The sequence below is a fragment of the Telluria sp. ZB2R32 genome, from assembly GCF_059685715.1.
On record NZ_JCASIG010000003.1, the window covers coordinates 668,220 to 689,823 of the forward strand.

The following is a 21,604-nucleotide window of genomic DNA, read 5'->3' on the forward strand; positions in this document are numbered from 1 at the left end:
GCTTGAATTGAAAGGAACGACCATGACTGACGCATTCATCTGCGATGCGATTCGCACTCCGATCGGCCGCTACGGCGGCGCCCTGAAGGACGTCCGTGCCGACGACCTCGGCGCCGTGCCGCTGCGCGAACTCATGCGCCGCAACCCGACGGTCGACTGGACGCAGGTCGACGACGTGATCTTCGGCTGCGCCAACCAGGCCGGCGAAGACAACCGCAACGTCGCCCACATGTCCTCGCTGCTGGCCGGCTTGCCGACCGAAGTGGCCGGCACCACCGTCAACCGCCTGTGCGGCTCGGGCATGGACGCGATCGGCATCGCCGCGCGCGCCATCAAGGCCGGCGAAACGCAATTGATGATCGCCGGCGGCGTCGAATCGATGACGCGCGCGCCGTTCGTGATGGGCAAGGCCGACTCCGCCTTCTCGCGCCAGGCCAACATCTACGACACCACCATCGGCTGGCGCTTCGTCAACAAGCAGATGAAGCACCTGCACGGCACCGATTCGATGCCGGAGACGGCCGAAAACGTCGCGGTGGACTACAAGGTCTCGCGCGAAGACCAGGACAAGTTCGCGCTGCGCAGCCAGCAGAAGACGGCGGCGGCATGGGCCGAAGGCCTGTACGCGGAAGAGATCGTCCCCGTGCATATCCCGCAAAAGAAAGGCGACCACATCGTCTTCGAACGCGACGAGCACCCGCGCGAAACCAGCATCGAAGCGCTGGCCAAGCTGAAGGGTGTCGTGCACCCTGAAGGCTCGGTCACCGCCGGCAACGCTTCCGGCGTGAACGACGGCGCCTGCGCCGTGCTCATCGCCAGCAAGGAAGCGGCCGAGAAGCACGGCCTGACGCCGCGCGCCCGCATCGTCGGCATGGCCACCGCCGGCGTGCCGCCGCGCGTGATGGGCATCGGCCCGGCGCCTGCGACCAAGAAACTGCTGGCCCAGCTCGGATTGAGCATCGACCAGATGGACATCATCGAACTCAATGAAGCATTCGCATCGCAAGCCCTGGCAGTATTGCGCGAACTCGGCGTTGCCGACGACGATCCAAGGGTGAACCCCTACGGTGGCGGCATCGCCCTGGGACACCCGCTGGGCATGAGCGGCGCGCGCCTCGTTACCACTGCGGTGTACCAGCTGCACCGTACCGGCGGACGCTACGCGCTGTGCACGATGTGCATCGGCGTGGGGCAGGGGATCGCGATGGTGATCGAACGGGTCTGATCCCGGTTTGACCCCTGAATCTGAACCGCGAATCTGAGGCGCGGTTCAGTTGCAGCAGCATCAAAAATCAAGGCAGGAGACAACAGCATGAACCAGCACCAACGACAAGGGGGGCGGCCATGATCGGGAATTTCATTGGCGTGCTCTTCGACGGGATTGCCTACGGCAGCCTTTTATTCCTGATCAGCGTCGGCCTGTCGGTCACGATGGGCATGATGAACTTCATTAACCTGGCGCACGGCGCGTTCGCCATGGTCGGCGGCTATGTCTGCGTGACGCTGCTGCAAAAGCTCGGCATGCCTTTCCTGGCCACGCTGCCGCTCGCCTTCATCGCAGCGGCCGTGGTCGGCCTGGTGCTGGAACGCACCCTGTACCGCCAGCTGTACCAGGCAACCCACCTCGACCAGGTGCTGTTCTCGATCGGCCTGACCTTCATGGCGGTGGCCGGCGCCACTTTCCTGTTCGGCCCGACCCAGCAGCCGGTCAACCTGCCGGACTGGCTGCGCGGCCAGGTGCACGTGCTGGGGCTCGACCTCGGTTCCTACCGCCTGTTCCTGATCGCCATCGTGGTGCTGGTCACGCTCGGCCTCTACCTGCTGATCGAGCGCACCCGCTTCGGCGCCCAGATCCGCGCCTCGGTCGACAACCAGACCGCCGCCGCCGGCCTGGGCATCAACGTCAGCCGTGTCTTCTCGCTGACCTTCGCCCTCGGCTCCGGCCTGGCCGGCCTGGGCGGCGGCCTCGGCATCGACGTGCTGGGCCTGGACCCGAGCTTCCCCGTGAAGTACATGGTCTACTTCCTGCTGGTCGTGGCCGTCGGCGGCGCCGGTTCCATCAAGGGCCCGCTGATCGCCGCGCTGATCCTGGGCGTGTTCGACGTCGCCGGCAAGTACTACGTGCCGGAAGTGGGCGCCTTCGTCATCTACACGCTGATGGTGGTGCTGTTGATCCTGTTCCCGTTTGGTCTCGTGCGGAGGAAAGCATGAACGTCCGTTCCACTTCGATCCTGAAATCCGATGGCGACACCGGGGCCGCTGCCGCTGCCGCTGGCACCGCCGCTGCCGCTGTCGACAGGTCCGCGCTGCGCCTGCCGAACGACCGCTGGAAGCCGCTCGAAATCGTGTTCTGGCTGCTGCCGGTGGCGTCCTACTTCCTGTTTCCGGACTACCTGGTGCTGATCAGCCAGATCATGATCATCGGCCTGTTCGCGCTCTCGCTCGACCTGATCCTGGGTTACGCCGGCATCGTCTCGCTCGGCCACGCCGCCTTCTTCGGACTCGGGGCCTACACCGCCGGCCTGCTGTCGGTGCACGGCTGGGGCGAGCCAATATCCGGCCTGCTGGCGGCGGCGCTCGTCGCCGGCATCGCCGGCTTCATCGTCAGCTTCCTGGTCGTGCGCGGCCAGGACCTGGCGCGCCTGATGGTCACGCTCGGCATCGGCCTGATGCTGTTCGAGGCGGCGAATAAAGCCGCCTTCATCACCGGCGGCGTCGATGGCCTGTCGGGCATGGTGATGGGGAACCTGTTCGGCCAGTTCGAGTTCGACCTGTTCGGCAAGACCGCCTTCTGGTACAGCTTCGGCGTGCTGTTCATCCTGTTCGTGGTGTTGCGCCGCCTGGTCAATTCGCCCTTCGGCATGTCGCTGCGCGGCATCCGCGAAGGCGGACGGCGCATGCCGGCGATCGGCGCCCACGTCGACCGCCGCCTGAAGGCGATCTTCACCGTCGCCGCGGCGGTCGCCGGCGTGGCCGGTGCGCTGCTGGCGCAGACGACCCAGTTCGTCGGCCTCGACGTGCTCGGCTTCCCGCGCTCGGCGGAACTGCTGATCATGCTGGTGCTGGGCGGTACCGGGCGCCTGTACGGCGCGCTGATCGGCGCGGCCGTGTTCATGATCGCGCAGGACAAGATCTCGGGCCTCGATCCGGCCTACTGGCAGTTCTACATCGGTTTGTTCCTGGTGCTGACCGTGCTGTTCGCACGCGGCGGCATCATGGGCGGCGCAGAGAAGATTTTCGCCCGTTTCAAACGCAAGGAGGCAGCATGACGAACACGCTCCGTACCGAAGGCCTCTCGAAGCAATGGGGCGGCTTCAAGGCCAATACCGACATCTCGCTGAACTTCGAACCCGGCGCGCGCCATGCGCTGATCGGTCCGAACGGCGCCGGCAAGACCACCTTCATCAACCTGCTGACCGGCGGCTTTCCGCCGACCAGCGGGGCGGTCTACCTGGGCGACCAGGACATCACGAAGCTGCCGCAGCACGAGCGGGTAAAACTCGGCATGACGCGCACCTTCCAGATCAACACCCTGTTCGCGGGCATGACCGTGCTCGAATCGGTGGTGCTGGCGATCTGCGAACGGCGCGGCCTGCAGAAAGTGTGGTGGAAGACGGTCGAGAACCATGGCGACGTGGTCGACGAAGCGATGGCCCTGCTGGCCACCCTGAAGCTGACCAGGGAGGCGAATTCCATCACGCGCAGCATGGCCTACGGCAAGCAGCGCCTGGTCGAGATCGCGCTGGCGCTGGCCACGAAACCGAAGATCCTGCTGCTGGACGAACCGGCCGCCGGCATCCCCTCGGCGGAAAGCAAGGAGCTGTTCGAAGTCATCGCCGGCTTGCCGCGCGACGTCACCGTGCTCTTCATCGAGCACGACATGGGCCTCGTGTTCCGCTTTGCCGACCGCATCACGGTGCTGGTGGGCGGCAAGGTGCTGACCGAAGGGACGCCGGACGAAATCGCCGCCGACCCGCGTGTGAAGGAAGTGTACCTGGGGGAGGCCGAACATGGCTGAATTGCTGGCATTGAACGGCGTCACCGCCGGCTACGGCGAATCGATCGTGCTGGAAGACGTGTCGTTCACGATGAACGAGGGCGACAGCCTGGCGCTGCTGGGCCGCAACGGCGTCGGCAAGACCAGCTTATTGGTCACGCTGATGGGCCTGACGCGCCTGCACAAGGGTTCCATTCGCTGGGGCGGCGCCGACATCGCGCGCGTGCCGACCTATAAGCGCTCGCGCTCGGGCCTCGGCTGGGTGCCGCAGGAACGCCACATGTTCCCGTCGCTCACGGTCGAGGAGCACTTGACCGTGGTCGAGCGTCCGGGCCCGTGGAACCTGGCAAAGATCTATGAAATCTTTCCGCGCTTGCACGAACGCCGCGCCAACATGGGCAACCAGCTCTCGGGCGGCGAACAGCAGATGCTGGCGATCGCGCGCGCCCTGATGATCAACCCGCGCATCCTGCTGCTGGACGAACCGATGGAGGGTTTGGCGCCGATCATCGTGCAGGAACTGGTGCGCGTCATCAGGAAGCTGGTGGCGGAGGAGGGCATGTCGGTGATCGTGGTCGAGCAGCATGCGCGTCTGGCGCTGTCGCTGACCTCGCGCGCGATCGTGCTGGACCGTGGGCGCATCGTGCACGATTCCGACAGTGCCAGCCTGCTGGCCGATGGCGAGAAATTGGATCGATTGGTAGCAGTCGCGTAGGGCGGGCATGCCCGCCGTGATACGTACCGGCTCCGACGTCGTGCTCGACGATCTCGCCGCCGCGTATCACCGCGTGGGCGGAGCCCACCCTACAAAGCGTCTTCGGACGCACCCATAAAAATGAGGAGACACACCTTGAACCACCTGAACACCACCCGCCGCCACATCGTCCTTGGCGCCGCAATCCTGTCCGCCGGCCTCGCGTCCGGCCTGGCCCACGCCGCCGACCCGATCAAGGTCGGCCTGATCGTCCCCATGTCCGGCCCCTTCGCCTCTACCGGCCGCCAGGTCGACGCCGCGGTCAAGCTGTTCCTGCAGCAGAACGGCGCCACCGTCGCCGGCCGCCCGGTCCAGATCATCCTGAAGGACGATGGCGGCGTCTCGCCCGACGTCACCAAGCGCATCGCCCAGGAACTGGTCGCGCGCGATAAAGTCCAGGTGCTGGCCGGCTTCGGCCTGACCCCGCTGGCCTTTGCCGCCGCCCCGGTCGCGACCCAAGCCAAGGTGCCGATGATCGTCATGAACGCGGCCACCTCGGTGATCCCGCAGCGCTCGCCCTACATCGTGCGCACCGGCTTCACGCTGGCGCAAGTCACCGCGCCGATGGCACAGTGGGCCGCAAAGAACAAGATCAAATCGGTGGTCACCTTCGTCTCCGACTACGGTCCCGGCATCGACGCCGAAAAGGTGTTCGTCAAGGACTTCACCAAGGCCGGCGGCAAGATCGTCGCCTCGCTGCGCGCACCGCTGCGCAACCCGGATTATTCGCCCTTCCTGGCGCGCGTAAAAGACGCAAAGCCGGACGCGCTGTTCGTGTTCGTGCCGTCGGGCGAGGGCGCGGCGGTGCTGAAGCAGTTCACCGACCGCGGTCTCGCCCAAGCCGGCATCCGCCTGATCGCCACCGGCGACGTCCTCGACGACGACCTGATGCCGAGCATCGGCCCGGCCGCCGTCGGCGTGGTCAGCAGCCACCACTATTCGGCCGCGCACCCGTCGCCGGAAAACAAGGCCTTCGTGGACGCTTTCACCAAGGCGAACAAGAACATGCGCCCCAACTTCCACGCCGTCGGCGCCTACGACGGCATGCAGCTGCTGTACGCCGCGCTGAAGAAGACCAACGGCGACAGCAGCGGTCCGAAGTTGCTGGAAGCGATGAAGGGCCAGTCCTGGATGAGCGTGCGCGGCCCGGTCACGATCGACCCGGCCACCCGCGACATCGTGCAGACGGTGTATATCCGCAAGGCCGAGCAGGGGCAGGGTGGGGTCTACAACGTCGAGTTCGACAAGGTGGAGAAGTTCAAGGATCCGGGCGTGGAGTGATCGATTGCCGTCGGACCGCAACACGTGAACGGTTTTCCCGTTCCGCGTAGCGGCCCGAGGCGTTAATCGTAGGGTGGACACTTGTGTCCACGCGGATCAACGCTACCGATAACGGCACAGGCAACAGCCCCACGAACGCACGCACATCGATGCTCGTTATTGCGCCGCTGATCGTGCAGTGAACGCGTGGACTCGGGAGTCCACCCTACGGTGCGCAAACTTGTATAGCTTCCGGTGAAAGAGCGTCCGGTCCAGGAACCCAATCTACTTCTCCGGCACCGCCAGCGGCGCCCGGCTCTGTTCGTTATTCTCGTTCACCAGCTTCGCCAGCAGCGTCATGAACACCCGCTGCTCCTCGGCGCTCAAGGGATCGAGCAGGCGCTGGCGCAAACGTTGCGCCCCCGGCACCAGCGCAGCGAGCACGGCCTGCCCGGCGGCGGTGATGGTCAGGGCGCGCTGGCGCCGGTTGTGCGGAATCACGCGCCGCTCGAGCAAGCCCTTTTCCTCGAGCCGGGCGCAGACGGTGGCGCCGGTCGAGGTATCGATCGCCGCCAGCCCCGCTAATGACACCTGGTCGATGCCGGGATGCTCGGCCAGCCGGCTGAGGATCGCGTACTGCACGGGCGTGAGTTCGCTGCCCATTTCGTCGTAAAAAATCGACACCGAAATCTGCTGGGCACGCCGCAGCAAATGGCCCGGGTGATCGTACAAATCGAGCATCTCGCCCCGTGCATCAGGTGTTTTTTCTGCAGGCATATTTCTCTAAGTCAGGTGGTGCAGCGCACCATGAAAAAAGTTTGAAAACCTAGTTTACTTCGTCGCGCAAACGCGTGATACTTTTCTCACATTCAGTGTACTGAATATTAATCAAAGGAGACGAGGATGTTCCCTAAAAACGCTTGGTACGTGGCCTGCACCCCTGACGAGATCGACGGCAAGCCGCTCGGCCGCCAGATCTGCGGCGAAAAGATCGTGTTCTACCGCGGCCAGGGCGGCAAGGTCGCCGCCGTCGAGGATTTCTGCCCGCACCGCGGCGCGCCCCTGTCGCTCGGTTTCGTCCGCGACGGCAACCTGGTGTGCGGCTACCATGGCCTGGAAATGGGCTGCGAAGGCAAGGCGATCAGCATGCCCGGCCAGCGCGTGCGCGGCTTTCCCGCCATCCGCAGCTATCCGGTCGAAGAGCGCTACGGCTTCATCTGGGTCTGGACCGGCGACAAGGAAGCGGCCGACCCGGCCACCATCCATCATCTGGCCTGGGCCGAGAACCCGGAGTGGGCCTACGGCGGCGGCCTGTACCACATCAACTGCGACTACCGCCTGATGGTCGACAACCTGATGGACCTGACCCACGAGACCTATGTCCATGCATCCTCGATCGGCCAGAAGGAAATCGACGAGGCGCCGGTGACGACCAAGGTCGAGGGCGAGGAGGTGGTCACCAGCCGCTTCATGGAAAACATCATGCCGCCGCCGTTCTGGCAGGCGGCCCTGCGCGGCAACGGCCTGGCCGACGATGTCCCGGTCGACCGCTGGCAGATCTGCCGTTTCAACGCACCGAGCCACGTGATGATCGAAGTCGGCGTCGCGCATGCGGGCAAGGGCGGCTACCATGCGCCGGCCGAGCACAAGGCCTCGTCGATCGTGGTCGACTTCATCACGCCCGAAACCGAGACCTCGCACTGGTACTTCTGGGGCATGGCGCGCAACTTCAAGCCGCAAGACGAAGAGCTCACCAGGACCATCCGCGAAGGCCAGGGCAAGATCTTCGGCGAAGACCGCGAGATGCTGGAACTGCAGCAGCAAAACATCCTGCGCCATCCCGAGCGCAAGCTGCTGATGCTGAACATCGACGCCGGCGGCGTGCAGTCGCGCCGCATCATCGACGGGTGGCTGTCGAAAGAGCAGATGAAGGAGTTCGCGCCATGAGCACCATTGAAGTTCGCGTAGCGAGCAAGCACAACGAAGCCGACGGCATCTGCAGCTACGAGCTGGTGCCCACCAGCGGCCGGGCCCTGCCGGGCTTCGAGGCCGGCGCCCACGTCGACGTCCACCTGCCGGGCAACCTGATACGCCAGTATTCGCTCTGCAACGCGCCGACCGAGACCCACCGCTACCAGATCGGCGTACTGCGCGACACCGGTTCGCGCGGTGGCTCGGAAGCGATGCACGACCATATCGACGTCGGCTCGGTCTTGACCATCTCGGCGCCGAAGAACCACTTCCCGCTGGTCGACGCCAAACGCACGCTGCTGCTGGCCGGCGGCATTGGCGTGACGCCGATCCTGGCGATGGCGGAAACGCTGGCGGCGAAAGGCGCCGCCTTCGAGATGCATTACTGTGCACGTTCGCCGGAAAAGGCGGCTTTCAAGGAGCGCCTGGGCGAATCGCATCTGCGCGACCTGGTCCACTTCCACTACGACAGCGGCGACGCGCCGCAAAGGCTCGACATGGCCGCGCTGCTGGCCAAGCCCGAGCCCGACACCCACCTCTACGTGTGCGGCCCGCAGGGCTTCATCAGCTACGTGCTGGACACGGCCAAGGCGCAGGGCTGGCCGCAATCACAACTGCACGTCGAGTACTTCAGCGCGGCGGCGGTCGACACCACCGGCGACCAGCCCTTCGACGTCAAGCTCGCTTCCAGCGGCAAGGTATTCACGGTCTCGACCGGCACCACGGTAATCAAGGTGCTGGCCGAAGCCGGCGTCGAGATCCCGTACTCGTGCGAAGAGGGCGTCTGCGGCACCTGCCTGACGCGCGTGGTCGAAGGCGTGCCGGACCACCGCGACATGTACCTGACCGAAGAGGAGCAGGCGGCGAACGACCAGTTCACGCCCTGCTGTTCGCGGTCGAAGAGCAAGGTGCTGGTGCTGGATTTGTAGGAGATGCTCTGGCTCCCAATGGAGCCTGGGCGATGAAGGGCGAGCGCTGCGGTACGTAGGGTGGGCTCCGCCCACGCGGTGATACGTACTGGCTCCGATGTCGTGCTCGACGATCTCGCCGGTGCGTATCTCCGCGTGGGCACAGCCCACCCTACAAAGGCGCGTTTGCCGACTTATAGTTCGGTCACGAAGTCCGTCACCAGGCGGGAAAATTCAGCCGGCTGCTCGGCCGCACTCAAATGCGACGCCCCTTCGATGACCTCCAGCCGCGCCCCCGGAATCCCCTGAACCAGCGCCTCGGCCATCGCCACCGGCGTTCCCTGGTCCAATTCGCCGGCAATCACCAGCGTCGGCACGCCGATCTGCCCCAGCCGATCGGCGGTATCCACCTTGCTGACCGCATTGCAGCAGCCGACATAGCCGACCGCATCGGTCGTCACCAGCCGGCGCCGGTAGCGCGCCACGGCGGCCGCCTTGTGCGCGCGGAAATCGTCGTGGAAATAGCGTCCCATGACCGCATCCGCAATCGCTTCGATGCCGTCCGCGCGCACGGTGGCGATGCGCTGTTCCCACACCGCCTGCGCGGCTTCCGGGTAGCCGCTGGTGGTATTCGCCAGCACCAAACCACGTACCAGGGATGGATGGCGCAGCGCCAGCTCCTGGCCGACCATGCCGCCCATCGACAGGCCGACCCACACCACCGGTCCGGTATCGAGTTCGCGCAGCAGGCGCGCGGCGTCGTCGGCGAGATCGGCCATGGTATAGAGCGCATCCGGCGCGTCCGAGCTGCCATGGCCGCGGTGGTCGTAGGCGATGACGCGGCAATCCGCCGCCAGCTGGATGGCGAGCGCATCCCACATCGTCAGGTCGCAGCCGAGCGCGTGGCTCAGCACGACCGTGTGGCGCGGCGCCTTGCCGCTACGCGGTTCGCGCACGCTGTAGTGCAGGGCGGGGCTGCTGGTAGTACGCCCCTCGCGGCCGATGCCCGAATGCGCGGCCCCGGCAGGCGCGGCCGGTTCCAGCACGTAGCCGATCTGCTCGCCGACCTCGCGCAGGATCGCCAGCGTGTGCGTAAAGGCCGTGTTCGCGGCCGGCACGCCGGCGTAGATGGCCGACTGCATCAGGATTTCCTTGAGCTCGTCGGGCGTGAGGCGGCTGTCGTCCGGGCCGAGCAGGGCGGCGCGCACGTGCAGCTCGAACTCTTCCCAGCGACCCAGTGCGACCGTGATCGACAGGACGATCGCACGGCGCGTCTTGTGGTCCAGGCCGGGCCGGCCCCAGATCTCGTTCCAGGCAAAGCGCGTGATCAGGTTCTGGAAGTCGGCATTGAAGGTGGTCGCCTTGTTCAGCGAACGGTCTACCCATTCGTCGCCCAGCACGCTGCGGCGGTTGTGCAGGCCGCGTTCGAAGTCGTGGTCAATCGGATCGAAACTCATGCGTCTTCACTTTCGAAAAGGAGTAATGGCGTCCAGCGCAGCCATGCGCGCACGCAGGGCCTGCAACTGGCCCTCGGCCAGGCGCCGTGCGGGAGCGAGGGCGGCGACCGGGTCGAACAGGGTGGCAAGGTGGTCGAGGTCGACGTGCGCCGCCAGCTGGGCGTCGGCCTTGACGGCGTCCCGCAGCAGCGCGTCCAGCGGCCGGTTCTCCGCAGTCACGCGCATCGTGAGGCCTTCCAGCAGCGTGTGCGCGGCGGGACGGCCGATGGCGCCGGCCAGGTAGCTCGACGCGCTCTCGGCAAACACTAGCCCCTTTAAAGCGGCGATATTGGCCAGCATGCGTTCGCGGTCGACCGTCAGGCCGGCGAAGGCATCGTTCAGCGCATTCAAGGCGCCGTGGGCGGAGAGGAACAAGGGCGGCCATTCGGCCAGTTCCGCCTGCCAGTTGCCGAGGCCGCGCTCGTGCTGCTGGTCCATGCAGGCCAGCAGCGCCGCCGCGTGCTGGGGCGTGCGCCGCGCCGCCGCCAGCGCGATCATCGAGGACACGGGATTGCGCTTGTGCGGCATCGCCGACGAGCCGCCGCGGCCATTGCCCGAAGGCTCGGCCAGCTCGGCGATCTCGCCCTGCGCCATCAGCGCCAGGTCGGTCGCCAGCTTGCCCAGGCTGCCCGTCAGCACCGCCACTTCCAGGCCGAGGCGCACCCATTCGTCGCGCTGGGTATGCCAGGCGGCGTCGGCGACCTTCAAACCCAATTGCGCGGCCACGCGTTCAGTCACGGCACTACCGTGTTCCTTCATGACCGACAAGGTGCCGACCGCGCCACCCAGCTGCAGCTGCAGGGCACGGTCGGCGGCCGCGCGCAGCGATGCGCGCGCGCGCACCAGCGGCGCCAGCCAGCCAGCGGTCTTGAAGCCGAAACTGGTCACCTGCGCCGGCTGCATCAGCGTGCGCGCCAGCACCGGCGTGGCGAGGTGGTTCTCGGCCAGCGTCAGCAGGTGCGCAGTCAAGGCCTGCAGCCCCTCGTCGAGTAGTTGCAGCGCGTCGCGCGTGACCAGCACCATGGCCGTGTCGATCACGTCCTGGCTGGTGCTGCCCCAGTGCACGTGGCGCGCCGCGGCTTCGTCGTACAGGGCGACGGTCTTGGTCAGCTCCTTGACCAGGGGGATGGCGAGGCTGCCGGCGCGGCGCCCGGCGCTGATCAGGGCCGGGATGTCGTACAGCTCGGCCTTGCACACGCCCGCGATGGCGCTGGCGGCAGCCGCCGGGATCAGGCCTTCTTCGGCCTGGGCGCGCGCCAGGGCCGCCTCGAAGCGGAACATCGCCCCCACGATCGCCGCGTCATCGAATGCGGCGATCGCATCGGGGGTGGTAAGAAAACTGTCGAAAATCGATACGCTCATGGGTCAGGTTGCCGCTCAAACGTAATCGAAGAAGACGGTTTCCTTCTCGGTCTGCATCCAGATGTCCCAGCGGTAGGCATTCTCCCCAAGCTTGCGCGCGAGCAGGGTAGCGCGGCGTGCTTCCGGCACCTGGTTCAGTATCGCCGATTGCGCGAGACCCGTGTCGTCTTCCAGGAACACGGCGGTGAACTGGTGCTTCACCAGGCCACGTGCGAACACGGTGACGTACATGACCGGCTCGCCACGGGTGGCGGCTTCCGGCATCGAGATGCACATCGAAAATTCGCCCGCTTCGCCGCTCGGTATGCGGCGGAAACCCGGGATCGCATGTTCGGCTTCGTGCGCGGCGCCGGCGGGCGTCCAGGCTTCGATCTGGGCATCGTTGATCGGCGCGCCGTTGCCGTCGTAGATGACGCCGCTGATGTTGATGGTCGGTGCGCTCGACTTGACGTTGGTTGGCGTGCAGGCGGAAACCGCCCATTGCCAGGCTTCGTGCGAGAAGGGACCGATGGTTTGCGAGGTGGTGATGTTCGACATAATGATTCTCCTTACAGGCCCATCGGCGTGGCGTCGCGTCCGCGCAGGACGATATCGAATTCGTAGCCGAGCATCTCGCCGCCGACGGTTTCATCCATGCTGAAGCGCGAGATCAGGCGCTGGCGCGCGGCTTCGTCGGGCACGCTCTGAAAGATCGGATCGAAGTCGAACAGCGGATCGCTCGGGAAATACATCTGCGTCACCAGGCGCTGGGCGTACACGTTGCCGAACAGCGAAAAGTGGATGTGCGCCGGGCGCCAGGCCTTGTCGTGGTTGCCCCATGGGTAGGGGCCGGGCTTGATCGTCACAAAACGGTAGCGGCCGTCGTCGTCGGTCAGCATCTTGCCGACACCATAGAAATTCGGGTCGAGCGGGGCCGGGTGCTGGTCCTTGTTGTGCCAGTAGCGCCCGGCCGAGTTGGCTTGCCAGACTTCGACCAGCGAATTGCGCACCGGCTTGCCGTCCTCGTCGACCACGCGGCCGGTGACGACGATCTTTTCGCCCAGCGGCTCGCCCTGGCCGTGCCTGGTCAGGTCGGTATCGTTCGGCAGCAGCAGGCGCGGCGTGGTGACGATGTTCTGCGTGACGGGCACGGTCGCCTCGATGCGCAGGTTCGGCTGCTTCGGACCGCGCGGCACGGTCGATTTGTAGGCGGGATAGATGAGCTCGGGATAAATGCCCGGTTCGATGACGTCGAATTTCACGGCTTGTCTCCTTCAGTGATCTTGTCGATGCCGGAAATAGTAGGCCGGTACGCTGGTCGCTACAAGCGGCAGAGGTGACAGGTCATCCACATTGCGCACACTGTGTGCGATACTCGCACAAATCGATGACTTTTTGCTTCTCATGCCTGACTCCCCGTTGGAACGCGACCTCGTCGCCGGCCTGGAAAAAGGTCTCAAGGTAATCGAGGCGTTCGACCAGGAACGCTCGCGCCTGACGATTGCCGAGGTTGCCGAAGCGACCGGTCTGACGCGCGCGGCGGCACGCCGCTACCTGATCACGCTGACCCACCTGGGCTATATGCGTCACGAAAACAAACTGTTTTCGCTGACGCCAGCCGTGCTGCGCCTCGGCCAGTCCTACCTGCACTCGGCGCGCCTGCCGCGCATTGCCCAGCCTTTGCTGTACCGGCTCGCGTATTCGCTGGGAGAGGCGGCTTCGGTCGGCGTGCTCGACCATGACCAGCTGGTGTGCGTGGCGGCGGTCAGCGCCGGGCAACTGGTGTCGGCCACGCTGCAGCCGGGCACGCGCGTGCCGGCCTGGTGCACGGCGAACGGGCGCATGCTGCTGGCCAGTTTGCCGCAGGCGCAGGTCGACGCCTTTCTCGAACGCGCGCAGCCGGAGCCGGTCACCCAGCACACGATCGTGCACCGCGAACGCCTGGCGCTCGAGATCGCCCGTGCCCGCGCCCAGGGCTATGCGCTGGTCGACCAGGAGCTGGAACTGGGCCTGCGCACGATCGCTGTCCCTTTGCGCAACTTCCGCGGCGAGACGGTGGCGGCGATGAACGTCAGCGTGCACGCGGGGCGGCTGCCGATCGAGCAGATGGTGGAGCGCTGCCTGCCGGCGATGATCAAGATTCAGGTGGAATTGGGAGCGCTGCTGTGATGCCGTTGCAACCGGTCACGCTGCATGGCGCCGCCGGCATCGCCATCGTCCCCGTGACGCCCGCCCATGCCGCCATGCTGGCATCGCTGGTGCTGCAGGAGCGCGACCACCTGCACGCCTGGCTGCCGATGGTGGCGACCCTGGCGTCGCCTGATGCCGCACGCGCGCACCTGGAACGCGCAACCGCGTGCGCCGCCGCGGGAACGGCCTGTGAATGGCATCTCTTCAGCGGCGACATCCTGTGCGGCGCGGTGCGCCTGAAGGATATCGACGCGGGCGACCGCAAGGCCGGCATCGGCTACTTCCTCGGCAGCCGGTTCGCAGGCCGGGGCATCGTCACGGACGCGCTGCAGGCCGTGCTGGCCTGGTGCTTCGGCCCGCTCGGCCTGAACCGCATCGAACTGCGCTGCGCCACCGGCAACGGGCCCAGCATGCGCGTGGCCGAACGGCTGGGTTTTACGCGCGAGGGCGTGCTGCGCCAGGACGAATGCCTGCATGGCGTGTTTGTCGATGCGTATGTGTATGGGTTGTTGCGCAGCGACTTTATCGGCGTGCGTTGAACGCGTGGGCGGCGCATGGGGCGCGTCGATCCATACGTTAGCGTGGAGCCGCCCACCTTACATCCTGCTGCACACGCTCGCGGCAAACCTGCAAGGTAGGCGGCTCCACCCCGGTACGAGAAGATCGATGACACCGGCGCTGCCCACGCGTTCAAGCGGCGTGAGAAACCTCGTGCTGCCGCTGCCGGAACTCTTTTGGCGTCACGCCCATCAGCTTCTTGAACAACCGGCTGAAGTAAGCCGGGTCCTGGAAGCCGAGTTCATAGGCGATGCTGGCCACCCCCGCCGGCACGTAAGTCAGCTTGCGGCAGGCTTCCAGCATCAGCCGGTCTTGCGTGATCCCGAAGGCGGATTTGCCGGCCAGTTTCAGGCACAGGCGGTTGAGGCGGGTCGGCGCCATCCGCAGCGCGGCCGCATATTGTCCGACCTGCCACTGTTCCTTGTAATGTCGCTCGACCTCGACCCGGAAGCGGCTGAAGAGTTCGAAGTCGCCGCGCCCGGAGGTGTCGGCCATGTGGCGTTCGGCCTGCACCCGCACCAGCAGCAGCAGCGTGCTGCGCGCCAGCCATTCGAGCATCAGCGTGTGGCCGTGGCGCGGCCAGGCCGCCTCCGCCGTGAGGTTCTGCAGCAGCGCCTCGATGCGCGCCGCCATCTCCGGCGCGCCGGCCAGGCCGATCGCCAGCGGCTGCACGAACAGCGATGAAAACAGGTCGCCTTCGTGGCCGGCGGCGGCAAACAGCATGTTCTGATCGACCGTCAGCACATAGCCATGCGCTTCGGTCGAAAAATCGAAACCGTGCGGCAGGGCGGGGTGGATCGTGAGCGCGACCGGGCCGGCGCATTCCCACACGTCGCCGTCGATGTTCGCGCGCACCTCGCCCTTCAATAAAAAAAGTACCTGAAACAGGCCGGCATGGGTATGGGTGCCGATGTGCCAGTCGTACTTGCGGCTGCGCGCCTCGATCAGCTCGATATGGACGGCCTCGGCATCCTGGCCCCGCGTGGCTTCGCCGTACAGGGCGAATTCGGGCACCGGTGGCGGCGGGACGGTAGCGGTGACGAACATGGGTAGGAGACGATGGTTGATGGGCAAGTGTAAAAATAGTACAAGTTTTATCGGGTTTGGTCCATTTCACCCGGGCGGTGCCCGGGCTACGATGATGTCAACCAAAACACATTCGGAGACACCATCATGCGCACCCAGGTCGCCATCATCGGCGCCGGCCCGGCCGGCCTCTTGCTTTCCCACCTGCTGCACCTGCAGGGCATCGAATCGGTCGTGCTCGAACTGCGCAGCCGCGCCGACATCGAGGCGACGATCCGCGCCGGCGTGCTCGAACAGGGCAGCATGGACATCCTGAACGAGTCCGGCGTGGGCGAACGCATGCGCCGCGAAGGCGCCTTGCACCACGGCTTCGAGTTCGCCTTCGGCGGCGAGCGCCACCGTATCGATCTCACCGAACTGACCGGCCAGTCGATCACCGTGTATCCGCAGCACGAAGTCATCATCGACCTGGTCGCGGCGCGCCTGGCCGCCGGCGGCGACCTGCGCTTCGAGGTGAGCGAGGTGGCGCTGCACGGCATCGATACCGCGCAGCCATCCGTCACCTTCGTTCACGGCGGCGAGGCGCAGCGCATCGATGCCGATTTCGTGATCGGCGCCGACGGCTTCCACGGCGTCGCACGCCCTATGTACCCGGCCGGTACACGCGAAGATTTCCAGCGCGTGTATCCGTTCGGCTGGTTCGGCATCCTGGTCGAATCCGCGCCCTCGTCCGACGAACTGATCTACGCCCAGCACGAGCGCGGCTTCGCCCTGGTCAGCACCCGCTCGCCGACCGTGCAGCGCCTGTACTTCCAGTGCGACCCGCACGACAAGGTCGACAACTGGTCCGACGACCGCATCTGGTCCGAACTGCATGCGCGCCTGGAGCACAACGACGGCTGGAAGCTCAAGGAGGGCAAGATCTTCCAGAAAGGGATCATCGGCATGCGCAGTTTCGTCTGCGCGCCGATGCGCTCCGGCCGCCTGTTCCTGGCCGGCGACGCCGCCCACATCGTGCCGCCGACCGGGGCCAAGGGCATGAACCTGGCGATCTCGGACGTGCGCATCCTGGCGCAGGCGTTTGAAAGCTTCTACAAGCGCGGCACCGAAGACGGCTTGAATGGCTATTCGGAAACGGCCCTGAAACGCGTCTGGCGCGCCGAATATTTCTCCTGGTGGATGACGCGGATGCTGCACACCTTTGCCGACGCGACTCCCTTCGAGCGCCGCATCCAGCGCGCGGAACTGGAGAACGTGGTGGCGTCGCGGGCGATGCGCACGGCGCTGGCGGAGAATTATGTCGGGGCGTTTTAATTAGCAGGCTCATACCAGTTCATACCGTGCCCGATACGGTTTGAATCCCACCCGCCGCTTGAAATCGCGCAGCCCCGGCTGCGCCCCGAGAAACGTGTCGTACATGAAGTACTCCACCTCGCATTCCTCGATCAGCCTGCAGATGATTTGCAAGAGCAACAGGTACATGATCCCGTCCTGGTTCTTGTAGCCCATCAGCTGGTCGGTGGCGACGAAGTTGCCGTAGCGGCCCATGCTGCAATAGGCGACCAGCCGGTCATTGGCGTCGAAGACGCCATGGCATTCGAAGTGGGAAGGATTGTCGAAGACTTCGCGCCGGACCCGGTAGGACGCGTCCATCGGCCGTCCCTGGCGCTGTTCGCAGGAGGTGTGGATGGCGTGGATCTCGTCGACGTGGTCGTTGCGGTCGATGCGGCGCAGGCGGTAGCCGCGCGCGGCGGCCTTGCGGCTTTGCGGGCCGGCGTGGCCGCTGCGTCGTACCTGCTGCAGGTAGCCGCCGGGTTGGCCGGCAAAGGCGGCCAGGTCGATCAGGGCGATGCCCATCGTCTTGTTGCCGAATACCTTGTAGCGCGCGTGGGGACGGGTGAACAGGGCATGCGCATGGCGGATGCCTTCGGGGTTGCGGTGCTGCTCGAAACGCAGGCGCGCCACGGGCAGGCGCGCCAGTTCCAGCGCCAGCCGGGCGTGTTCCATCAGTTTTGCTAATCGTGCGGGCGTTTCCATAAATCCCCCTTAAGTAGCAACGATTAAGAATCGCGCTTAAGTGCGGCGGTGGATGGAGCGTCCTGATGCAGGCGATCGGAGAGCAGTGCTTGCTGCACTGGGGTGAAAGCGATGTCGCTGTACCTGTCAAGTCAGAGTCGCAAACAACTGCACAGTTCCAGCGCAGGGGATGATCTTGCGCAAACAGGCACGCGACGGGGGGGAGGAAAGGCAGAAGCGGTGCGGCCGGGCACTTGCCCGCCGCACCGTGATGAGGATCAGAACGACATCGGTACCCGGACCATCAGGCTGACGTCCGGCGTATCCCGGGTCAGGCCGGCGCCGACGGCCACGCTCAGCGTTTTCTTGTCGCTCAGGCGGTAGCTGTAGCCGATCAGCAGGGTGCCGAGCTGCATGCGCACCGAACCGGGCACGGTCACGCCGTTCTGCTTGGTGCGCGCCACCGAGTTGTGGTCGTAGCCGACGCTGAACGAGGCCTTGTCGTTCAGGGCCAGGCCCATGCCGAAGTTGAAGCCGATCACGCCGCCGGGGGCGACTTCGCCGAGCGACTCCTTGACGCCGTCGAGCACCGTGCGCGAGACGTCGCGCTTGAAGTTGTGCAGGTAGCTGAAGCTGCCGAAGAACACGGCCGGGTCGGACGGGAACAGCCAGGTCAGGCTCGGCTGCAGCGAATAGAATCCGGAACCCGTCGGCAGTTCCAGCGGCAGGCCGCTGCCGGTGATGTTTTCGCCGATGCAGCGGCGCTGGCAATCGGTCGTCACTTCGAACGGGTCCTTGCCGGTGCGCGACTTGAAGCGCAGGCCGCCGATGAAATACGGCTTGTCGACGCCGCCGTCGTTGAGCTGGTAGCGGCCGGCGATTTCGACGTCGCCGATGGCCTTGCCGCTGGTTTCAAAAGCGCGCTCGACGGCGGTGCCGGTGAACACTTCGCGGCTGACGGTGGCGTCGCTGCGGTACACGTAGGGCAGCTTGGCTTCCAGCTCGAAGCGGTTGGTCATGCCTCGCCGGAGGGTGGCGGTGGCGGTGGTGGTGTTGCGTTTGACTTCACGCACGTCGACCAGGCCGATCAGCAGGGCGGGGATGACGGTATAGCCGACCAGGGCCACGCGGTTGCTCGACGAATAGCCGTACTGGATGGCCGGCTCGAACACGTATTTGCCGCGTGGCGTCAGCACGCCAGGCTGTTCGAAGATCGGCGCGACGTCGCGCGGGCGGCTGTCGTTTGACGGTGCGCGGCCGACGGAAGCGGTATTGGTGCCGGCGGTAGGCGCACTGGCGGGGCCGCCGACCGGGGCTGCCGGCGCGGCCGGCTGTGGCTGTTGCTGTTGCGGCGGCTGTTGCGGAGGCGGCTGCTGCGCGACGGCCTGGCCGCCCGTGCCCCGCAACGCATCGAGCTGGGCACTGGAGGCCGAGGCGGCGGGTACGGCCAGACCGGCGGCCAGCGGCGAGCTTGCGGCCGGGTCGAGAGGGGCGTTACCGGTGCCGCGCGCGGCGCCCAGCGCTTCGCTCGAGACGGCGCGCCCGGCAAAGCGGGGATCGGCCAGGTCGACCGCCTCGGGCAGCGTGGGCAAAGGTGCTGACATGGGCGTCGGCACCGGCGCCGGCGCGCGTGCGGTACGCACGTCGCGCTCGAGTTCGTCGATGCGCGCGCGCTGCGACTCGAGCTGCTGGCGCATCGCCTTGACCTGCTCCACCAATTCCTCGACGGATTGTGCCTGCGCGGGCAAGGTATGAAACGCCGCGCTGATGGCGAGGGCGCCAACACATAACGCCGGGATTTTCTGCATACATCTCTCCATGATAGGTCGCCGTCAGCGGGGTGCGACGGCTGTTGACAAAGCATTATTCAGGCTTGTGCCAAAATTGAGCGCACGTAACATTCCTGCGGTATTCACCGTGGCATTGATGGAGGTCTGGTTGCGGATCGTCTGGTCGTTCAGCGAATTCTGGATGAAGGTGCCGCCGAGTATATTCTGGGCGTTGCCGGCCAGGGTGCGCACGTCGCCGTTCTGGATCAGGCGCAGTTCGCCCAGGGCATCGCTCGAGAGCGCAGCTTCGCCGCGCGCCAGCTTGCCGATGTCGCCCAGTTGCATTTCGGTGCGTTCGACAACGCTGCCGTTGACGCTCACCAGGCGCTCCAGGCCGAGCGTGACGACCAGGCCGCTGTCGGTGAGGAAGCCGCCGCGCGCCCCGTCCAGGGTTGCGCTGTCGACCGCGATGGCAGGATCGAACAGGGCAGCCGGCTCGTCGGCGGCGCTGGCGCTGGCAGTGGCCAAACCTGCCATCGACAGCAGCAGGAGCGGCAGGGTAATTGAAAACCGCATGGTCATTCCTTAAAAATCGCCGGGGCCGAATTTCGGCAACCCGTAGACGCTCTCGAGCGCGCGGCTGGCGCCTTCGACGAGCGGCGCGCGCGGCGCGTTGCGCCAGTCGGCGGCGAGGTTGAAACCGGGCTTGTTCGGGCCCTCGTGGATCACGAACAGGATCCGGTTGGCCCAGATCGATTCGAAGCGTTCGCGCGCCATCAGGCGCGTGCCGCGCGACGGGTCGCCGATCAGGATGCGGCCATCCTCGGCGCCCTTGACCACGACGAAGTGGTGGTAGCCGTTGTCGGAAATGAGGACGATGGCCGGCAGCTTCGCCTCGATCAGCTTATCGAGCGGCAGCTGGAAGCCATTGGCGGTATAGCCGCGGTTCTTCAGGAAACGCTGCATGTCGAGCAGCGAAAAGCCTTCGCGGCGGATCTTTTGCTGGTCGCCGCTGAGGAACATTTCCTGGAACGCCGCCTGTTCCGTGGTCGGGACGTTGTAGTGGTGGGTCAGCAGCGTGGCCAGCGCGGCCGAGCCGCAGCTGAAGTCGTATTGCTGGCGCAGCGTCGCCTGGAAACGCAAGTCCTTCATGCTCTTGACCGGCATGGCGCCGACGCGCATGCCGCTCGGCAGCGCCAGTTCGGCGGCAGTGGCCGCGGGTGCGCCGAGCAGCAGGGCGAGGGCGCAAGCGCCTGCGCAGGAGAAAAAACGCGGTTTCATTGCAGCTGCAAATTGATGACCGTGGCGTTCTGGATCAGCACGTTGGCGCCGCTGTTCTGGATGACCACCGGAATACCGGACATGTTGGCGAACGAGCCGGTGTCGATCGAGTTCGAGCCGGTCTGGACGTTGACGGCGCTGTTGTTGGCGACGTCGCCATTGAGCCGGGTGTCCTGGATGATGGTGTCGGCGCGGCCGCGTTCATGGTCGAGCTGGCCGAGGTCGACCGCTTCGACGGTGGCGCCGCCGATGGTCAAGGACTTGCTCTCGTGGACCTGTGGCGCGGCCACGGATTGAATCAGTTGTTCGATGCTGTCGATGGGCTGGGTGCCGAGCTGCTCGGCGGTAAGGAGGCCAGGTTCGGCCGCGCAGACGGGGCCCGCCAGGGCGGCTGCCAGCGCCAGCGCGCAAGCCTGTGTCAAACGGGGTGCGTGGCGGCGTACTGCAAAAATCATGTTCATCGTATCTCCCTGAATCCGGAAAACTGCCGCGCCCGGGGGCGCGGCAGTCCGACCTGCCAAGTAACTACTTGACTACTTGACTACTTGCGGTTCAGCTTATGGGCCGACGGCCAGGTTGCTCTGGACGTTGACGCTCTGCTGGATCAGGGACGAGAAGCCGTTGTTCTGGCTGACGACCATCACACCGGCAGCCGACTGGCCGACGTTGGTCATGGCGTTCGACATGTCGAACATGCCGGCAGTGACGTTGTTGGTGCCGCCGTTGCCGCTGGTGGCCGCGCCGCCGGCGCCGCCGGTGCCGGTGCCTGCCATGTTCGAACCCGATGCGCCGCCGGCGCCGCCGGTGCCCGTACCGCCTGCGCCGCCCGCGCCGCCGGCGCCGCCGGTTGCCGTGCCCGAGGTGGTCGAACCGTTGGTGGCGCTGCCCGAGGTAGCGTCACCGCCCGAGGAACCGGCGCCGCCGGTGTTCGATGCCAGGCCGGTCGAGCCGCCTGCACCGCCCGCGCCCGCTGCCGCGCCATCGCCGCCGGTGCTGGTGCCGGCCGTGGCCGAGCCGCCCGCGCCGCCGGCACCGCT

At 66.0% G+C, this 21,604-nt stretch carries 22 protein-coding genes and 1 pseudogene; 11 read left to right on the top strand and 12 right to left on the bottom strand.

The features are described from left to right. Positions 1-22: 22 nt before the first annotated feature. The 6 genes from pcaF to AC56LG_RS12420 all read left to right on the top strand — a co-directional run bounded on the left by pcaF (position 23) and on the right by AC56LG_RS12420 (position 6,032). Positions 23-1,225 (top strand): 3-oxoadipyl-CoA thiolase, encoded by a 1,203-nt coding sequence (gene pcaF / locus AC56LG_RS12395; RefSeq protein ID WP_497166391.1) that lies wholly within the window; start codon positions 23-25, stop codon positions 1,223-1,225. A gap of 119 nt (positions 1,226-1,344) precedes the next feature. Further along, positions 1,345-2,211, top strand: coding sequence for a branched-chain amino acid ABC transporter permease (locus tag AC56LG_RS12400; protein WP_497166392.1), 867 nt, complete (start codon positions 1,345-1,347; stop codon positions 2,209-2,211). Continuing rightward, positions 2,208-3,269 carry a branched-chain amino acid ABC transporter permease gene (locus AC56LG_RS12405; RefSeq protein WP_497166393.1) on the top strand — a complete coding sequence of 354 codons (1,062 nt, stop codon included), beginning with the start codon at positions 2,208-2,210 and terminating at the stop codon, positions 3,267-3,269. The genes AC56LG_RS12400 and AC56LG_RS12405 overlap by 4 nt, the downstream gene beginning before the upstream one ends. After that, positions 3,266-4,018 carry an ABC transporter ATP-binding protein gene (locus AC56LG_RS12410; protein WP_497166394.1) on the top strand — a complete coding sequence of 251 codons (753 nt, stop codon included), beginning with the start codon at positions 3,266-3,268 and terminating at the stop codon, positions 4,016-4,018. Before AC56LG_RS12405 ends, AC56LG_RS12410 begins: the two co-directional genes overlap by 4 nt. Continuing rightward, positions 4,011-4,712 carry an ABC transporter ATP-binding protein gene (locus tag AC56LG_RS12415; RefSeq protein WP_497166395.1) on the top strand — a complete coding sequence of 234 codons (702 nt, stop codon included), beginning with the start codon at positions 4,011-4,013 and terminating at the stop codon, positions 4,710-4,712. The genes AC56LG_RS12410 and AC56LG_RS12415 overlap by 8 nt, the downstream gene beginning before the upstream one ends. 144 nt (positions 4,713-4,856) lie before the next feature. Continuing rightward, positions 4,857-6,032: an ABC transporter substrate-binding protein gene (locus AC56LG_RS12420; RefSeq protein WP_497166420.1), complete on the top strand. Its 1,176-nt coding sequence runs from the start codon at positions 4,857-4,859 to the stop codon at positions 6,030-6,032. A 264-nt stretch (positions 6,033-6,296) separates the two neighbouring features. Here AC56LG_RS12420 and AC56LG_RS12425 read toward each other — a convergent pair whose 3' ends face one another. Further along, positions 6,297-6,788, bottom strand: coding sequence for a MarR family winged helix-turn-helix transcriptional regulator (locus tag AC56LG_RS12425; RefSeq protein WP_497166396.1), 492 nt, complete (start codon positions 6,786-6,788; stop codon positions 6,297-6,299). Positions 6,789-6,914: 126 nt separating this feature from the next. Here AC56LG_RS12425 and AC56LG_RS12430 point away from each other — a divergent pair, with 126 nt between their 5' ends. After that, complete coding sequence (locus AC56LG_RS12430; protein WP_497166397.1) at positions 6,915-7,958, top strand: aromatic ring-hydroxylating dioxygenase subunit alpha; 1,044 nt, start codon at positions 6,915-6,917, stop codon at positions 7,956-7,958. Further along, on the top strand, positions 7,955-8,911 hold the full coding sequence (locus AC56LG_RS12435; RefSeq protein WP_497166398.1) for a PDR/VanB family oxidoreductase: 957 nt from the start codon (positions 7,955-7,957) through the stop codon (positions 8,909-8,911). The genes AC56LG_RS12430 and AC56LG_RS12435 overlap by 4 nt, the downstream gene beginning before the upstream one ends. A 173-nt stretch (positions 8,912-9,084) precedes the next feature. On the opposite strand, the gene pcaCD is transcribed toward AC56LG_RS12435, so the two are convergent. From pcaCD to pcaH, 4 genes are read right to left on the bottom strand one after another with little or no spacing between them, the layout of a single operon-like run. Then, the gene (pcaCD, locus tag AC56LG_RS12440; protein WP_497166399.1) at positions 9,085-10,347 is read right to left on the bottom strand and encodes a bifunctional 4-carboxymuconolactone decarboxylase/3-oxoadipate enol-lactonase PcaCD; all 1,263 of its coding nucleotides are present in this window, start codon (positions 10,345-10,347) and stop codon (positions 9,085-9,087) included. Positions 10,348-10,353: 6 nt separating this feature from the next. After that, the gene (gene pcaB, locus AC56LG_RS12445; protein WP_497166400.1) at positions 10,354-11,748 is read right to left on the bottom strand and encodes a 3-carboxy-cis,cis-muconate cycloisomerase; all 1,395 of its coding nucleotides are present in this window, start codon (positions 11,746-11,748) and stop codon (positions 10,354-10,356) included. 15 nt (positions 11,749-11,763) lie between these two features. Then, complete coding sequence (locus tag AC56LG_RS12450; protein ID WP_497166401.1) at positions 11,764-12,285, bottom strand: peptidase associated/transthyretin-like domain-containing protein; 522 nt, start codon at positions 12,283-12,285, stop codon at positions 11,764-11,766. Between the two features lie 11 nt (positions 12,286-12,296). After that, positions 12,297-12,989 (bottom strand): protocatechuate 3,4-dioxygenase subunit beta, encoded by a 693-nt coding sequence (gene pcaH, locus AC56LG_RS12455; RefSeq protein WP_497166402.1) that lies wholly within the window; start codon positions 12,987-12,989, stop codon positions 12,297-12,299. 142 nt (positions 12,990-13,131) lie between these two features. On the opposite strand from pcaH, the gene AC56LG_RS12460 reads away from it, so the two are divergent. Beyond that, the gene (locus AC56LG_RS12460) at positions 13,132-13,896 is read left to right on the top strand and encodes an IclR family transcriptional regulator domain-containing protein (RefSeq protein WP_497166403.1); all 765 of its coding nucleotides are present in this window, start codon (positions 13,132-13,134) and stop codon (positions 13,894-13,896) included. Then, a complete protein-coding gene (locus AC56LG_RS12465) occupies positions 13,896-14,456 on the top strand; it encodes a GNAT family N-acetyltransferase (protein WP_497166404.1) in 561 nt (186 codons plus the stop codon). The genes AC56LG_RS12460 and AC56LG_RS12465 overlap by 1 nt, the downstream gene beginning before the upstream one ends. A 151-nt stretch (positions 14,457-14,607) precedes the next feature. Here AC56LG_RS12465 and AC56LG_RS12470 read toward each other — a convergent pair whose 3' ends face one another. Then, positions 14,608-15,522 (bottom strand): helix-turn-helix domain-containing protein, encoded by a 915-nt coding sequence (locus tag AC56LG_RS12470; protein ID WP_497166405.1) that lies wholly within the window; start codon positions 15,520-15,522, stop codon positions 14,608-14,610. A gap of 126 nt (positions 15,523-15,648) precedes the next feature. On the opposite strand from AC56LG_RS12470, the gene AC56LG_RS12475 reads away from it, so the two are divergent. After that, positions 15,649-16,815, top strand: coding sequence for a 4-hydroxybenzoate 3-monooxygenase (locus AC56LG_RS12475; RefSeq protein WP_497166406.1), 1,167 nt, complete (start codon positions 15,649-15,651; stop codon positions 16,813-16,815). Between the two features lie 9 nt (positions 16,816-16,824). On the opposite strand, the gene AC56LG_RS12480 is transcribed toward AC56LG_RS12475, so the two are convergent. The 6 genes and pseudogenes from AC56LG_RS12480 to AC56LG_RS12505 form a co-directional block, all read right to left on the bottom strand. Then, positions 16,825-17,508 carry a hypothetical protein gene (locus tag AC56LG_RS12480; RefSeq protein ID WP_497166407.1) on the bottom strand — a complete coding sequence of 228 codons (684 nt, stop codon included), beginning with the start codon at positions 17,506-17,508 and terminating at the stop codon, positions 16,825-16,827. 287 nt (positions 17,509-17,795) lie between these two features. After that, positions 17,796-19,325, bottom strand: coding sequence for an acetate kinase (locus tag AC56LG_RS12485; protein ID WP_497166408.1), 1,530 nt, complete (start codon positions 19,323-19,325; stop codon positions 17,796-17,798). Between the two features lie 24 nt (positions 19,326-19,349). Beyond that, positions 19,350-19,862 (bottom strand): hypothetical protein, encoded by a 513-nt coding sequence (locus AC56LG_RS12490; RefSeq protein WP_497166409.1) that lies wholly within the window; start codon positions 19,860-19,862, stop codon positions 19,350-19,352. Positions 19,863-19,871: 9 nt separating this feature from the next. Continuing rightward, positions 19,872-20,567 carry a C39 family peptidase gene (locus tag AC56LG_RS12495; protein ID WP_497166410.1) on the bottom strand — a complete coding sequence of 232 codons (696 nt, stop codon included), beginning with the start codon at positions 20,565-20,567 and terminating at the stop codon, positions 19,872-19,874. Beyond that, positions 20,564-21,028, bottom strand: coding sequence for a hypothetical protein (locus tag AC56LG_RS12500; RefSeq protein WP_497166411.1), 465 nt, complete (start codon positions 21,026-21,028; stop codon positions 20,564-20,566). Before AC56LG_RS12500 ends, AC56LG_RS12495 begins: the two co-directional genes overlap by 4 nt. Before the next feature lie 96 nt (positions 21,029-21,124). After that, positions 21,125-21,604: pseudogene (locus tag AC56LG_RS12505) on the bottom strand (hypothetical protein); the annotation flags it as partial.

Coding starts and splice junctions, on each gene's coding strand:
- pcaF (WP_497166391.1), top strand. CDS start 23: ATGACTGACGCATTCATCTGCGATGCGATTCGCACTCCGATCGGCCGC.
- AC56LG_RS12400 (WP_497166392.1), top strand. CDS start 1,345: ATGATCGGGAATTTCATTGGCGTGCTCTTCGACGGGATTGCCTACGGC.
- AC56LG_RS12405 (WP_497166393.1), top strand. CDS start 2,208: ATGAACGTCCGTTCCACTTCGATCCTGAAATCCGATGGCGACACCGGG.
- AC56LG_RS12410 (WP_497166394.1), top strand. CDS start 3,266: ATGACGAACACGCTCCGTACCGAAGGCCTCTCGAAGCAATGGGGCGGC.
- AC56LG_RS12415 (WP_497166395.1), top strand. CDS start 4,011: ATGGCTGAATTGCTGGCATTGAACGGCGTCACCGCCGGCTACGGCGAA.
- AC56LG_RS12425 (WP_497166396.1), bottom strand. CDS start 6,788: ATGCCTGCAGAAAAAACACCTGATGCACGGGGCGAGATGCTCGATTTG.
- AC56LG_RS12430 (WP_497166397.1), top strand. CDS start 6,915: ATGTTCCCTAAAAACGCTTGGTACGTGGCCTGCACCCCTGACGAGATC.
- AC56LG_RS12435 (WP_497166398.1), top strand. CDS start 7,955: ATGAGCACCATTGAAGTTCGCGTAGCGAGCAAGCACAACGAAGCCGAC.
- pcaCD (WP_497166399.1), bottom strand. CDS start 10,347: ATGAGTTTCGATCCGATTGACCACGACTTCGAACGCGGCCTGCACAAC.
- pcaB (WP_497166400.1), bottom strand. CDS start 11,748: ATGAGCGTATCGATTTTCGACAGTTTTCTTACCACCCCCGATGCGATC.
- AC56LG_RS12450 (WP_497166401.1), bottom strand. CDS start 12,285: ATGTCGAACATCACCACCTCGCAAACCATCGGTCCCTTCTCGCACGAA.
- AC56LG_RS12460 (WP_497166403.1), top strand. CDS start 13,132: ATGCCTGACTCCCCGTTGGAACGCGACCTCGTCGCCGGCCTGGAAAAA.
- AC56LG_RS12465 (WP_497166404.1), top strand. CDS start 13,896: ATGCCGTTGCAACCGGTCACGCTGCATGGCGCCGCCGGCATCGCCATC.
- AC56LG_RS12470 (WP_497166405.1), bottom strand. CDS start 15,522: ATGTTCGTCACCGCTACCGTCCCGCCGCCACCGGTGCCCGAATTCGCC.
- AC56LG_RS12475 (WP_497166406.1), top strand. CDS start 15,649: ATGCGCACCCAGGTCGCCATCATCGGCGCCGGCCCGGCCGGCCTCTTG.
- AC56LG_RS12480 (WP_497166407.1), bottom strand. CDS start 17,508: ATGGAACACGCCCGGCTGGCGCTGGAACTGGCGCGCCTGCCCGTGGCG.
- AC56LG_RS12485 (WP_497166408.1), bottom strand. CDS start 19,325: ATGCAGAAAATCCCGGCGTTATGTGTTGGCGCCCTCGCCATCAGCGCG.
- AC56LG_RS12490 (WP_497166409.1), bottom strand. CDS start 19,862: ATGCGGTTTTCAATTACCCTGCCGCTCCTGCTGCTGTCGATGGCAGGT.
- AC56LG_RS12495 (WP_497166410.1), bottom strand. CDS start 20,567: ATGAAACCGCGTTTTTTCTCCTGCGCAGGCGCTTGCGCCCTCGCCCTG.
- AC56LG_RS12500 (WP_497166411.1), bottom strand. CDS start 21,028: ATGAACATGATTTTTGCAGTACGCCGCCACGCACCCCGTTTGACACAG.